Below are 12802 nucleotides of genomic sequence, written 5' to 3'. Positions count from 1 at the left end.
ATAAAGGAGACAAACCATGCAAGATCGTCGCAATTTCGTCAAAGGCCTGGGCGCTGGCGCAGCGCTGGCCGCATTCGGCGGCATCGCCGGCCGCAGTGCCCATGCCCAGGGCAGCGGGCCGCTGGAGCAGGTGCGCATTCTTTACGGCTTTCCCGCAGGCAGTGCCGGTGACTCGGTGGCGCGCCGCGTGGCCGAAAAGATCGGCGGCACCAGCTACTCCAAGAACATGGGCGTGGTGGAAAACAAGCCCGGTGCCGGTGGCCGCATCGCGCTGGAGAATCTGCGCAACTCCGTGGGCGATGGCTCGGTCATCGTGCTGTCCCAGGTCTCGGCCTTCTCCATCTATCCCCACATCTATAGCAAGCTGACCTATCAGGCCAAGGATTTCGAGCCGATTTCCATCGGAGCCATCATGCACCACGGGCTGGCTGTCGGCCCCGCCGTGCCGGCCGAGGTCAAGACGCTCAAGGACTTCCTGGCCTGGTGCAAGAACAACCCCGACAAGGCCAGCTTCGGCAGCCCAGGTGCGGGTACCCAGCCGCATCTGATCGGCTCCCTGCTCAGCCTGCGTTCGGGCATCAAGCTCAGCCATGTGCCTTATCGCGGCACGGCGCCTGCCGTGTCAGACCTGGCCGGTGGCCAGATTGCTGCCGTGATGGGTCCCAGCGGCGACTTCCTGAGTTACTACAAGGCCGGCAAGCTGCGCGTGTTGGCCACCAGCGGCCCGCAGCGCAACCCCTATCTGCCCAATGTGCCCACCTTTGCCGAGCAGGGCTTTGCCGATCTGACGGCCGAGGAATGGTTTGGCTTCTATGCCAATGCCAAGACGCCCGCCGATGTGCGTGCACGCGCCCATGCGGCCATCACGGCAGCGCTCAAGAGCGACGCTCTCAAGGAAAGCGTGGGTGTGGTCGGCCTGATTGCCACCAGCTCCACGCCCGAGGAGATGGCCCGCTCGCAGCAGGCCGAATTTGAGCGCTGGGGGCCGCTGGTCAAGCAGATCGGGTTTACGGCTGATACCTGATCACTCCCATGAGCCGCTTTGCGGCTTCCCCCTCTCTCGCTGCGCGGGAGGGGACGATGCCCTCGCTGCGGGGCGGCCCTTGCTTGGCATCCCAGGCTTGGGCCGCGCGTCGGCATGAATGGGGCAGCCTTTAGAGATTTTTATTTGCTGCTTGGCAGCCGGTTTTGTATGTCCTATTTGCCCGCCAGTGCCGATAACGCGTTTCTTCTTTTCGATGTGCTCAAGGCCGATGAGCAATTGCAGCGCCTGCCGGCGCATGCGGCAACGGACCGGGGGCTGATGCAGCAGGTGCTGGAGGAGTCCGGCAAATGGGTGGGCGAGGTGGTGGCGCCGCTGTCGCGTGAAGGCGATGAGGTCGGCGTGCAGTTTGCAGCGGGCAAAGTCACCACGCCGCCTGGATTTGCCCAGGCATATCAGGACTTCTGGCAGGCGGGCTGGCCTGCTCTGGCCTGTGCCGAGGAGGATGGCGGCCAGGGGCTGCCCTGGGTGCTGGAAGGCGTGCTGTATGAATGGCTGAGCGCTGCCAACCATGGCTGGACCATGGCTCCGGGCCTGCTGCATGGTGCCTATGAGTGCCTCAAGCACCATGGCAGCGATGCGCTTAAGGCAGCCTATCTGTCCAAGGTGGCCAGCGGCGAATGGCTGGCGACCATGTGCCTGACGGAGGCCCATGCGGGCAGCGACCTGGGGCAGGTGCGCACGCAGGCCGTGCCGGTGGGCGAATCCGGGCTGGGCGAGCGCTTCGAGGTCAGTGGCAGCAAGATTTTCATTTCGGGCGGCGAGCATGATCTGAGCGAGAACATCGTGCATCTGGTGCTGGCGCGTCTGCCCGGGGCCCCTGCAGGGCCCAAGGGCCTGTCGCTGTTTCTTGTGCCCAAGCTATTGCCAGATGGCGAGCGCAACCGAGTGGTCTGTGAGCGCATCGAGGAAAAAATGGGCCTGCATGGCAGCCCTACCTGCGTGATGCGCTTTGATGGGGCTGCAGGCTGGTTGATAGGCCAGCCCGGAGCGGGCCTGAACGCCATGTTTGTGATGATGAATGCCGCGCGCCTGCATGTGGCGCTCCAGGGCATAGGGCTGCTGGACGCGGCATGGCAGAAGGCCCATGCCTATGCGCTGGAACGCCGCCAGATGCGCGCGCCAGGGGCGGTGCCTGCTTCGCGTGGCGCTGGCGATGCAGCAGATTTGATCATCGAGCATCCGGCCATTCGCCGCACGCTCGATTTGCAGCGCGCCTGGGTGGATGGCGGGCGTGTGCTGGCCTACCAGACCGGTATCTATCTCGATATGGCGCGACATGCCGAAAGCGCACGTGAGCGTGATCAGGCCCAGCAGTGGTGCAGCGTGATCACGCCCGTGCTCAAGGCGGCCTGGACCCAGCAGGCATTCGAGGGCTCAAGCGCCTGCCTGCAGGTATTTGGCGGCCACGGCTATATCCGCGAGTGGGGCATAGAGCAGATCGTGCGTGATTCGCGCGTGGCCATGATTTACGAAGGCACGAATGAAATTCAGGCCATCGACCTGCTGGTGCGCAAGGTGCTGCCCGACGGTGGTCAGGCCATGGGGCAATGGCTGCTGACTTTGCGCAACAGCCTGGATGCTGGGCGGGCGCTGGATGCAGAAGTGCTGCGCTGCCTGGCCCAGCTGCGCTACTTCACCACGGTGCTGGCGCAGGCCTGCAAGGAAGATGACACCCTGGCCTGGCGCGTGGCCGACGACTATCTGCGCTGCGTGGCCGTGGTGCTGCTGGGCTGGGCGTGGGCTCGTATTGCGGCCACAGCGGGGGGCGATAGGGAGCGCTGGCGAGGCCCCTGCAAGCAGGTGCAGCAGCGCATACTGCCCGAAATGGACTGGCGTCTGAATCTGATGAAGGCGCAGTGGGCGCAGGCTTCCGTCGTACACGGCAACCAGCTTTTCACCTCTGCGCATTGATCTAAATGGCTGCAAGATGCGAGCAATACCGGCACAATTGCAGTCTTTTTATCGCGCTCCTGGATTGCTCTTTTGCCTTCGAAGTTGACATCGCCAATGCTCGCTCACAAGACTGCTGAACCAGATTCCAAACCTGCACGCTCTTTGCGCGGCACGCGCTCCACAGAGGCCGGCTCGGGCGTCCCGGGCTCGGGGCAGGAGCCCAGGGACAGTGCCGGGGTTTTTGCCGTCGATCAGGTCAATGCCAGCTTTCTGGAATCCCTGCTGGGCTACAACGCCAGGCGCGCCTCGCTGGCTCTGGTGGGGGTCTTCATGCGCTGCATGGAGCGTTTTGACCTCAAGATCGTCGAATTCTCCGTGCTCTCTCTGGTGGGCAGCAACCCGGGCATCACCTCGCGTCAGCTCTGTCAGCAACTGGCCGTGCTGCCGCCGAATATGGTGGGCATGATCGATGCGTTGGGCAAACGCGGCTTTCTGGAGCGGCGTCCGCACCCGCGAGACGGCCGCGCCACGGGCCTGTACCTGACCGCGGCGGGGTGCGAGCTGGTGGATACGGCCGAGCCCGAGCTCAAGAGCAGCGAGACCCGTGCCATCGCGCATCTGAGTGCTGCCGAGCAGGTGCAGCTCATGGAGTTGTTGCAAAAGCTGTATCGCTGATCCCATGGCATGGCGCAGATCCTGCGCCCGGCGCGATAATGTGCGGCATCATGCAGATTCGCTTTACCAAGATGCAAGGCGCGGGCAACGACTTTGTCGTGCTCGACGAAACCCAGGCTCGTCTGGGCTTGAGCGCCGCCCAGTACCGCTACCTGGCCGATCGTCACTTTGGCGTGGGTGCCGACCAGATCCTGACGGTGCGCCCTGCACCCGCAGAGGACGTGGACTTTGAATATGTCATCCACAACGCCGATGGTGGCGAGGTCGAGCAGTGCGGAAACGGCGCACGCTGTTTTGCGCGCTATGTGCATGACAAGGGTCTGACCGACAAGAGCGTGATCCGCGTACAGACCCTCTCGGGCGTCATCGCCCCCGAAATTCATGGCAACGGCCGCGTCACGGTCGATATGGGCGCGCCTCAGCTGGATCCGGCCAAGGTGCCCTTCACGACCGACGGTCTGGAGCCAGAAGCCTTGGGGTCAACGCAAAAATGGCCTCTGACGATTGATACACCTTTGCAGCCCGCTACAGTCTGGATGGCGCCCGTTTCCATGGGCAACCCGCATGCGGTGCAACTGGTGGACGATGTGAATGCCGCTTTGGTGGAGTTGCACGGCCCGTTGATCGAGAACCATGCCCGTTTTCCTCAGCGTGTGAACGCCGGCTTCATGCAGATCCTCAACCGTGGTGAGGTCCGCTTGCGCGTCTATGAACGCGGTGCCGGCGAGACCCTGGCCTGCGGCACGGGGGCTTGTGCCGCCGTGGTGGCCGGCATCGGCTGGGGACTGCTCGACCAGCGCGTCGATGTGCATACCCGCGGCGGTCTGCTGACCATTGAATGGGCTGGTGGTGCGCAGGATCGCGTGCGCATGACAGGCCCTGCCGAATTTGTTTTTGAAGGCCAGATCGACATACCTGATACCTTATGAACAGCTTGACCGATACCGCCATGACCGAAGAGTCGATTGCCGACTACCTCCAGGAAAATCCCGATTTCTTCGAGCGCCACGCCGAGATGCTGACGGGCGTGCGTTTGATCAGCGGCCACGGCCCACGTGCCGTCAGCCTGCAGGAGCGTCAGGCCGAGATGCTGCGCGAAAAGATCAAGGGTCTGGAGCATCGCATCATGGACATGGTGCGCCATGGCAGCGAGAACGCCTCCATCGCCAACAAGATTCACCAGTGGACCCATGCCCTGGTCAAGGTACAGGACCTGCGCGAGCTGCCCCATGCGCTCACCGCCAGCCTGCAGCACACGTTTGATGTCCCCCAGGTCGCGCTGCGTCTGTGGAATGTGGCGGGCGCGCACAGCGGCACCGTCTACACCATGGGAGTGAGCGATGATGCCAAGGCCTTTGCCTCGTCTCTGACCATGCCGTTCTGCGGCCCCAATATGGGTTTCGAGCCCGTGACCTGGCTGCCCAACCCCAATGCGGTGCAGTCGGTGGCGCTGCTGACCCTGCATGACGGTGCCATGGACAGCACTTCCAACGCCTTTGGCATGCTGGTGCTGGGCTCGCCTGACCCGCTGCGTTTCGATGCCACCATGGGCCTTGAATTCCTTTCACGCATCTCCGAGCTGGCCAGTGCCTCGCTCTCGCGCATGCGCGCTCCTGCGCTGACGCTGGCGCACGGCTGAGGCTGCAAAAGGGTGTAGATACCGATGCAAGAGCGCGAGCAGCCCTCTTTTGAGGAGCAGTACGCGCAGCTTCCGGAAGTTGTCCACAGCTATCTGGAGCATGTGCGTGTGCAAAAGCGCCTGGCCGAGCGCACGCATACCCTGTATGCACTGGACCTGATCAAGCTGCAGAGCTTTGCGCAGGCGGCAGACCAGGAGCTCTTGGCGCTGCAGCCCGCACATATCCGCCGCTTTGCTGCGCAAATGCATGGCGCCGGCCGCAGCGCACGCGGCATCGCACTGATTCTTTCGGGCTGGCGCAGCTTTTTTCGCTGGGCGGCCCAGCGGGAACTGGTGCCTTTCAACCCCGTGGAGGGCGTGCGCGGCCCCAAGGCTGCCAAGCCTCTTCCCAAGGCTCTGGCGGTGGACGACGCCGTGCAATTGGCCAGTTTTCAGAACCCCGAGGCCGATCCGTGGATAGAGGCGCGTGACGTCGCCATGACCGAGCTGCTCTACAGCAGCGGCCTGCGTGTGGCCGAGCTGGTGGGGCTGGATCTGCGGCCCGGCCAGCAGAGCCGGTATGAAGGCAGAGGCTGGGTCGACCTGGAGTCGGGTGATGCCCATGTTCAGGGCAAGGGCGGCAAGCGCCGCATTGTGCCAGTGGGGCGCATGGCGATTCTGGCCTTGCAGCGCTGGCTGGCGCTGCGCAGCAGCGCGCTGGTCGGGGCCGCACAGCTCAAGGCACAGGATGAAGCGGCCTTGTTCGTCGGCCGTCGGGGCGAGCGGCTCGGCGCCCAGTCAGTCTGGTCACGTCTCAAGCAGCGAGGCCAGCAGGCAGGGCTTGCGACTGGCGTGCACCCGCATGTGCTGCGTCACTCCTTTGCCAGTCATATGCTGCAGTCCAGTGGCGATCTGCGTGCCGTGCAGGAGCTGCTCGGGCATTCCAGCATTGCCACCACGCAGATATATACGCGGCTGGATTTCCAGCATCTGGCCCAGGCTTATGAAAAAGCCCACCCGCGTGCGCAGCGCAGCAGTGTCGGCGAGACGTCCGGTCCATTGCGCAAGCCGGACGACAAAGAGCAAGACGAAGAGTCCTGATTTGATAGCTTGAAGTGATTGTTGGGTATATGACGGATGTGATTTTTTGGCTGAAATTTCTGCCGTCCCTGCTGCCCATGAGCGCTTGAAAGCGCCGCTACACTCCCCAGCTGTTATCACCGGAGCGCGCATAGGGATGCGCCGCCCGTGTTTTTTTGGACAGCCGCATGTGGCGGCTGGCCGCAGCAAGAGGTTTCAACGCATGGCTCTCATTCCAGTCACCATCCTCACGGGCTTTCTGGGCTCGGGCAAGACCACGCTGCTCAAGCGCGTGCTGCACGAATCCCACGGCATGAAGATTGCCGTGATCGAGAACGAGTTCGGCGAGGAGAACATCGACACCGATATTCTCAAGACCGAATCCAAAGAACAGATTCTGCAGATGAGCAACGGCTGCATCTGCTGCACCATCCGCGAAGACCTGCGCGAGGCTTTGCAGTTGCTGGCCGCCAAGCGCCGCAAGGGACAGGTGGACTTCGACCGTATCGTGATCGAGACCACCGGCCTGGCAGACCCTGGCCCCGTGGCCCAGACCTTCTTCATGGATGACGAGATCGCCGAGACCTATCTGATCGACTCCATCATCACATTGGTGGATGCCAAGCATGCCAACCAGCAGCTTGACGATCGCCAGGAAGCGCGCCGCCAGGTGGGCTTTGCCGACCAGATGTTCCTGTCCAAGACAGATCTGGTGACGGAAGCAGAAAAGGAGGCGCTGATCCATCGCCTCAAGCACATGAACCCGCGCGCGCCCATCCGTGCCGTTCATTTTGGCGATGTGCCCCTGAGTGAAGTGTTCGATCTGCGTGGCTTCAACCTGAACGCCAAGCTGGACATCGACCCCGATTTCCTCAAGGAAGATGATCACGGCCACGATCATCACGACCACAGCGCTTGCGACCATGACCATGGTCAATGCGAGCACGATCACGACCATGGACACCAGCACGACGAGCATTGTGGCCACGACCACCATGACCACGAGCATGGCGAGTACTGCAATCACCCGCATCACCATCATCACGACGATGATGTGAAGAGCTTTGTCTACCGGGCCGATCGCGCGTTCGATCCGGCCAAGCTGGAGGACTTCCTGGGCGCCATCGTCAATATCTACGGCCCCAAGATGCTGCGCTACAAGGGCGTGCTCGACATGAAGGGCACCAGCCGCAAGGTCATCTTTCAGGGCGTGCACCAGCTCATGGGCAGCGATCTGGGCCCCGAGTGGGAAGCCGATGAAAAGCGAGTCAGCAAAATGGTCTTCATCGGTATCGATCTGCCGCAGGATATTCTTCGCCAGGGACTGGACCAATGTCTGGTGTAAACCCTGGGTTCGGGAGCTGTTTCGGCGAAAGCTAACGGTTTGCTGACAATGACTGACGGCCTGCCAAGCAGGCCGTTTTGTTTGTCTGTTATTTCTCGCAAACTGACCGAAACAGGCGCAGGCTTTGTTGCAAATTGTGGGGTATGTGCAACGGAGCCGGGCTGGGGCGACTGGCGTGGCTACAATGCCGGCCCTAAAGAGGGTGTTGGAGCAATCCGGCCCTGCAAGGGCTCTGTACTGTAAGGAGACAGGACGTGACCGCTGTGAAAAGTAATCTGCCCAAGGCTGCAGCCAAAGCTGCGGCAGCGGCTGTGCACCCCCGCAGCGTCGAGACCTCTTTGGTGGACGCCGCGTTGGACAACCCGGTGCTGGTACCTGCAGCAGCGGGAGAATCTTCCAAATCGTCCAGATCCAAGCGTTCTGCATCGCCTCCAGCGCGGCAGCCTGAAACAGATGTTCCGCCCCTGGCAGCTTCGGCAGCCAAGGCAGCGGCAACCATGAGAGATACGAAAGCAATGACCAACACAAAGCAAGCTGTGCCCAAGAAAGATCCCAAGCTGGCCAACGCCTGGAAGACCAAGTCGGTAGAGGAGCTGACCGATGCTGAAGTGCTGGCCATGTCTGATGACGATTACATGAACGACGCCCAGCTGGCCTATTTCCGTCGCAAGCTGGTCGCGCTCAAGAACGATATGCATGTGAATGCGGGCGAGACTGCGGAAAACCTGCGTGAAGACACCGTCGTGGTGCCCGACCCTGCCGATCGTGCCACCATCGAGGAAGAGCACGCTCTCGAGCTGCGCACCCGTGACCGCGAGCGCAAGCTGCTCAAGAAGATCGACCAGTCCATTGCCCGCATTGATGCTGGTGACTACGGCTACTGCGACGAAACCGGCGAGCCCATCGGTGTGGGACGCCTGTTGGCTCGCCCCACGGCTACACTGTCGCTGGAAGCCCAGCAGCGCCGTGAGCTCAAGCAGAAGATGTACGGCGATTGATCTGCGTCAGGCGTTGATGGGGCTGCAGGCAGCAAAGTAGAGGACCATGGCAAAAGAAGAAAACAAGTCGGGAGGGTTGCTGTCCAAGGTGGTGCGTTTTGTGCGCCACCCGACCGTGAATTGGTCCGATTTGGAAAATCTCAACCAGGAAAGCGAAGAAAGCCAGTACAGCAAGCAGGCGCTCAAGGAGATGCTGGAGCGCAAGCGCCAGAACGACTTTGTGCGAAAGCGCGAGTTTGACCAGTTGCGCAAGCTGCGTCAGGCTCAGTTGTCCAAGATGGCAGTGACTGCCAGGGCTCCACTCGAGACGCCGACCCCGCTAGCGCCTTCCTCTTTTTTGCAGACTGCCCAAAGCTCCGTGCCGGGCGAGCGCGCAGAAACCATCAAGAAGATCGACGAGATCGAAGCGCAGATGGCCCAGCAATGGTGGCGCGGAAAGCTGGCTGCTGATGCCGCCACCATGCCGCTGCAACTGCCCGAGGGCGGTGGCAGCATGCCTTCGGTATTTAAAAGCCAGCCGCTTTCGATCAGCACACTGCCTCTGCTTCAGGATGTGTTGCCAAGCGATCTGGAACTGCCGCAATCGGGTCGGCAGGGCAATCCTGTTGCTTTGCCGGGCCTGCGGGGCGAGACAGACTTTTCGCCGGCATTTGCCACAACCGAGGTCTCTGCTCCCACCGATATCAATATGGTTCCGCCGTCCTTTGCGCGCTTCGAGCATGATGCCGCGCTGGAGGATGCTGCGATTGTCTTTGCCAGCGGTGACAGCGTCGCAGCCGAGACCAGTCTCAAGGCATTGATTGCCGAGCGTGCTCAGGATACGCCGGCACAGTTGCAGGTATGGCTGGCACTGCTGGACATGTATCGCGCAGCAGGCATGCAAGCTCAGTTTGAAGACGCTGCCATGGACTTTGTGGCGCGCTTCGGTCGTTCGGCCCCGCAATGGTTTGTGATGCCGCAGCAGGCGGGCAGGCTTAGCGAAACCGCGCCGGATGCCGCAGCAGTGCAGACCGGCTTTCGCTGGCAGGCTCCTGTGCGTTTGGATGAGCCTGGTTTCAAGGCGCTGCTGGCCAGCAAGGCGCGCAGCGCCGGCAGCTCGGTCATGGACTGGAGCGTTCTGGAAAGCCTCGACCCCGGCGTGAAGAAGCCGCTGCTGGATATGGCGCAGCGCTGGGCCGACGAAAAAGGATCACTGGTTTTTGCCGGTCACGAGAGATTGCTGGCGGTTCTCAGCAAGCACACCCCTTCCGGTGATCGCGCCGTCGATCAGGACTGGTGGTATTTGCGTCTGGCCATGCAGCGCCTGATGCATCTGCAGGACGAATTTGAGCTGACGGCGCTGGACTATTGCGTGACCTACGAGCTGTCGCCACCCTCATGGGAAGATCCGCTGTGCGCGTATGCGAACGAAGGGCAGGCGCAGAACCTGCGTGCCCAAGATAGCCGGCTCTTGGGGCCGGAGACGATTCAGCCCGGCATGCTCTGGAAGGAGCATCAGCCGCGTTTTGCGCTGCAAGGCGTGATCGACGGCGATGCACTGCCCTGGCTTGCCGAGGTTCAGGAAAAGGCCAAGCTTGGCGAAGCCATTGCCATTGACTGCTCGCGCCTGGTGCGCATGGACTTTGCTGCCGCAGGCTCGGTGCTGAACTGGGCTGCGCAGATGCAGGAGCTGGGTCACGTGTTGCAATTCAGTCAGTTGCACCAGTTGCTGGCGGTGTTCTTCAATGTTGTTGGCATTCAGGAACATGCTCAGGTGATTCCAAGACGGGACTAGCTCCCGAAGTGGCCATGCTGCCTCCCCTAAGGGGCTGCGTCTGTGGTGGGGAGTCTGGCCGTTTGAGGCGATATCCACAGCAAGCGCTGCAAATTTAATTTTTCTGGGCCCCTTGAGGTCGATCTTGCCTGCCCCCATCTGCGCTAGATGGAACAGTTTCACGGCACCACCATTTTGAGCGTGCGCCGCCAGACTCCCGAGGGCGTGCAAGTCGCCATCGGCGGTGATGGTCAGGTCACATTGGGCAATATCGTCATCAAGGGCACGGCGCGCAAGGTGCGCAAGCTCTATCACGGCAAGGTGCTGGCGGGCTTTGCGGGGGCAACCGCAGATGCCTTCACGCTGTTCGAGCGCTTCGAGGCCAAGCTGGAAAAACACCAGGGCAACCTGACCCGCGCCGCGATCGAGCTGACCAAGGAGTGGCGCACCGACCGTGTGCTGCGCAAGCTCGAAGCCATGCTGGCAGTAGCCGATGCGACGACCTCGCTAATCATTACCGGCAATGGCGACGTTCTGGAGCCCGAGCAGGGCATTGTGGCCATCGGCTCCGGCGGCGCCTATGCGCATTCCGCAGCCAAGGCCTTGCTCAACAACACCGAGCTGTCGGCCGAAGATGTGGTGCGCAAATCCCTGGCGATTGCCGGCGAGCTGTGCATCTACACCAATATGAATCACACGATCGAGACGCTGTAAGCGCTCGTCTATCCGAATTGATAGCTGCTGGCGCTTTATGGATAAGCGCCAGAGGCATATTTGACTGAGAATTCACATGTCTTCTGCCATGACTCCCCAGGAGATCGTCTCCGAGCTTGACAAGCACATCGTTGGCCAGCATGGTGCCAAGCGCGCGGTGTCGATTGCATTGCGCAATCGCTGGCGCCGCCAGCAGGTGCCCGAAGGCCTGCGCCAGGAAATCACACCGAAGAACATTCTGATGATCGGTCCCACGGGCGTGGGCAAGACGGAGATAGCGCGTCGCCTGGCAAAACTCGCCGATGCTCCCTTCATCAAGGTCGAGGCGACCAAGTTCACCGAAGTGGGCTATGTGGGCAAGGATGTGGACGCCATCATCCGCGATCTGGCCGAAGTTGCCGTCAAGCAGACGCGCGAGTCGGACATGAAGAAGATGCGCGCCCGCGCCGAAGATGCTGCCGAGGAGCGCATTCTCGATGTACTGATCCCGCAGGCCCGCACCGGCGAAGTACCGGCGGACAACACGGCGCGTCAGGTTTTCCGCAAGAAGTTGCGCGAAGGTCAGCTTGACGACAAGGAGATCGAGATCGACATCGCCGAGCAGATGCCTCAGGTGCAGATCATGGGCCCCCAGGGCATGGAAGAGATGGCCGAGCAGCTGCGCGGCATGTTCAGCCATATGGGCCAGGAAAAGCGCAAGACGCGCAAGCTCAAGATCGCCGAGGCCCTGAAGCTGTTGACCGATGAGGAAGCAGCAAAGATGGTCAACGAGGAAGACGTCAAGACCCGCGCCATTGCCAATGCCGAGCAAAACGGCATTGTCTTCATCGACGAAATCGACAAGGTGGCGACGCGCCAGGAAACCAGCGGCTCTGACGTCTCGCGCCAGGGCGTGCAGCGCGACCTGCTGCCCCTGGTCGAGGGCACCAGCGTCTCGACCAAGTATGGGGTGGTCAAGACCGATCACATTCTGTTCATCGCTTCGGGCGCTTTCCATCTGTCCAAGCCAAGCGATCTGATTCCCGAGCTGCAGGGGCGCTTTCCCATTCGCGTGGAACTGGAATCTCTGTCGGTACAGGACTTCGAGGCGATTCTGATGCAGACTCACGCCTCCCTGGTCAAGCAATATCAGGCGCTGCTGGCGACCGAAGGCGTGACCCTGGAGTTCAAGCCAGAGGGCATCACGCGTCTGGCAACGATTGCCTTTGACGTCAACGAGAGTACCGAAAACATCGGTGCACGGCGTCTGTCCACAGTGATGGAGCGTCTGCTTGACGAGGTCAGCTTCGATGCGGCCAAGCTTTCGGGTCAGACCGTGGTGATCGATGCTGCCTATGTGGATCAGCGCCTGCAGGTGCTGAGCAAGGATGAGGATCTGTCGCGCTTCATTCTTTGAAGAACCGAGCGCTTGAAGCGAGCTGCCCGCCTGTGCGGGCAGTTTGCATTTGTAGGAGAAGGTCGAGACTTAAATCAGTTCTTTCCATTGAATTGAATGGTTGCAATTGACGCCTCCTAATGAGAGTCCACTTGCATTGACTTTGCTAAGTGCTTGTAAAGGAAAGATATTTTCAGAATAAGGCTTTTCTTTTTCTCTCTAAGTGCTTGATTTCATTGCAAATAATTGTTCATTCGGGTTTGGATTCACCTTGAATTGCTGATACAGTGCAAAAAAGTGCAATTA

General features: G+C 61.1%; 11 protein-coding genes. All 11 read left to right on the top strand.

Annotated elements, in window-relative coordinates; translation table 11 throughout:
• Positions 1-16 precede the first annotated feature (16 nt).
• The 11 genes from CTATCC11996_RS23130 to hslU all read left to right on the top strand — a co-directional run bounded on the left by CTATCC11996_RS23130 (position 17) and on the right by hslU (position 12517).
• Positions 17-1024 (top strand): Bug family tripartite tricarboxylate transporter substrate binding protein, encoded by a 1008-nt coding sequence (locus tag CTATCC11996_RS23130; RefSeq protein WP_003081159.1) that lies wholly within the window; start codon positions 17-19, stop codon positions 1022-1024.
• 168 nt (positions 1025-1192) lie between these two features.
• Positions 1193-2956, top strand: coding sequence for an acyl-CoA dehydrogenase family protein (locus CTATCC11996_RS23125; RefSeq protein WP_003081158.1), 1764 nt, complete (start codon positions 1193-1195; stop codon positions 2954-2956).
• 96 nt (positions 2957-3052) lie between these two features.
• Positions 3053-3613, top strand: a complete 561-nt coding sequence (locus CTATCC11996_RS23120) for a MarR family winged helix-turn-helix transcriptional regulator (RefSeq protein WP_034350160.1) — start codon at positions 3053-3055, stop codon at positions 3611-3613.
• 50 nt (positions 3614-3663) lie between these two features.
• Positions 3664-4542 carry a diaminopimelate epimerase gene (gene dapF / locus CTATCC11996_RS23115; protein WP_034350215.1) on the top strand — a complete coding sequence of 293 codons (879 nt, stop codon included), beginning with the start codon at positions 3664-3666 and terminating at the stop codon, positions 4540-4542.
• The gene (locus CTATCC11996_RS23110; RefSeq protein ID WP_003069020.1) at positions 4539-5252 is read left to right on the top strand and encodes a DUF484 family protein; all 714 of its coding nucleotides are present in this window, start codon (positions 4539-4541) and stop codon (positions 5250-5252) included. Before dapF ends, CTATCC11996_RS23110 begins: the two co-directional genes overlap by 4 nt.
• A gap of 24 nt (positions 5253-5276) precedes the next feature.
• Entirely contained in the window at positions 5277-6332 is a 1056-nt protein-coding gene (locus tag CTATCC11996_RS23105) for a tyrosine recombinase XerC (RefSeq protein WP_003081154.1), read from the top strand.
• Between the two features lie 202 nt (positions 6333-6534).
• On the top strand, positions 6535-7656 hold the full coding sequence (locus tag CTATCC11996_RS23100) for a CobW family GTP-binding protein (protein ID WP_003081152.1): 1122 nt from the start codon (positions 6535-6537) through the stop codon (positions 7654-7656).
• A 254-nt stretch (positions 7657-7910) separates the two neighbouring features.
• A complete protein-coding gene (dksA, locus tag CTATCC11996_RS25985) occupies positions 7911-8654 on the top strand; it encodes an RNA polymerase-binding protein DksA (protein ID WP_003081150.1) in 744 nt (247 codons plus the stop codon).
• 46 nt (positions 8655-8700) lie between these two features.
• Entirely contained in the window at positions 8701-10428 is a 1728-nt protein-coding gene (locus CTATCC11996_RS23090) for an STAS domain-containing protein (protein WP_003081148.1), read from the top strand.
• A gap of 147 nt (positions 10429-10575) precedes the next feature.
• Entirely contained in the window at positions 10576-11121 is a 546-nt protein-coding gene (gene hslV, locus CTATCC11996_RS23085; RefSeq protein ID WP_003051248.1) for an ATP-dependent protease subunit HslV, read from the top strand.
• A gap of 76 nt (positions 11122-11197) precedes the next feature.
• Positions 11198-12517, top strand: coding sequence for an ATP-dependent protease ATPase subunit HslU (gene hslU / locus CTATCC11996_RS23080; protein WP_003051251.1), 1320 nt, complete (start codon positions 11198-11200; stop codon positions 12515-12517).
• The last annotated feature ends 285 nt before the right edge of the window (positions 12518-12802 follow it).

Origin of the sequence: Comamonas testosteroni ATCC 11996 (assembly GCF_000241525.1) — a bacterium.
Classification (GTDB): domain Bacteria; phylum Pseudomonadota; class Gammaproteobacteria; order Burkholderiales; family Burkholderiaceae_C; genus Comamonas; species Comamonas testosteroni.
The sequence above is the reverse complement of the archived record's forward strand: the minus strand, read 5'-3'. Positions and strand labels throughout refer to the sequence as shown.

Excerpts from the sequence above, each read along its gene's own strand:
- CTATCC11996_RS23130 (WP_003081159.1), top strand. The coding sequence starts at position 17 with ATGCAAGATCGTCGCAATTTCGTCAAAGGCCTGGGCGCTGGCGCAGCG.
- CTATCC11996_RS23125 (WP_003081158.1), top strand. The coding sequence starts at position 1,193 with ATGTCCTATTTGCCCGCCAGTGCCGATAACGCGTTTCTTCTTTTCGAT.
- CTATCC11996_RS23120 (WP_034350160.1), top strand. The coding sequence starts at position 3,053 with ATGCTCGCTCACAAGACTGCTGAACCAGATTCCAAACCTGCACGCTCT.
- dapF (WP_034350215.1), top strand. The coding sequence starts at position 3,664 with ATGCAGATTCGCTTTACCAAGATGCAAGGCGCGGGCAACGACTTTGTC.
- CTATCC11996_RS23110 (WP_003069020.1), top strand. The coding sequence starts at position 4,539 with ATGAACAGCTTGACCGATACCGCCATGACCGAAGAGTCGATTGCCGAC.
- CTATCC11996_RS23105 (WP_003081154.1), top strand. The coding sequence starts at position 5,277 with ATGCAAGAGCGCGAGCAGCCCTCTTTTGAGGAGCAGTACGCGCAGCTT.
- CTATCC11996_RS23100 (WP_003081152.1), top strand. The coding sequence starts at position 6,535 with ATGGCTCTCATTCCAGTCACCATCCTCACGGGCTTTCTGGGCTCGGGC.
- CTATCC11996_RS23090 (WP_003081148.1), top strand. The coding sequence starts at position 8,701 with ATGGCAAAAGAAGAAAACAAGTCGGGAGGGTTGCTGTCCAAGGTGGTG.
- hslV (WP_003051248.1), top strand. The coding sequence starts at position 10,576 with ATGGAACAGTTTCACGGCACCACCATTTTGAGCGTGCGCCGCCAGACT.
- hslU (WP_003051251.1), top strand. The coding sequence starts at position 11,198 with ATGTCTTCTGCCATGACTCCCCAGGAGATCGTCTCCGAGCTTGACAAG.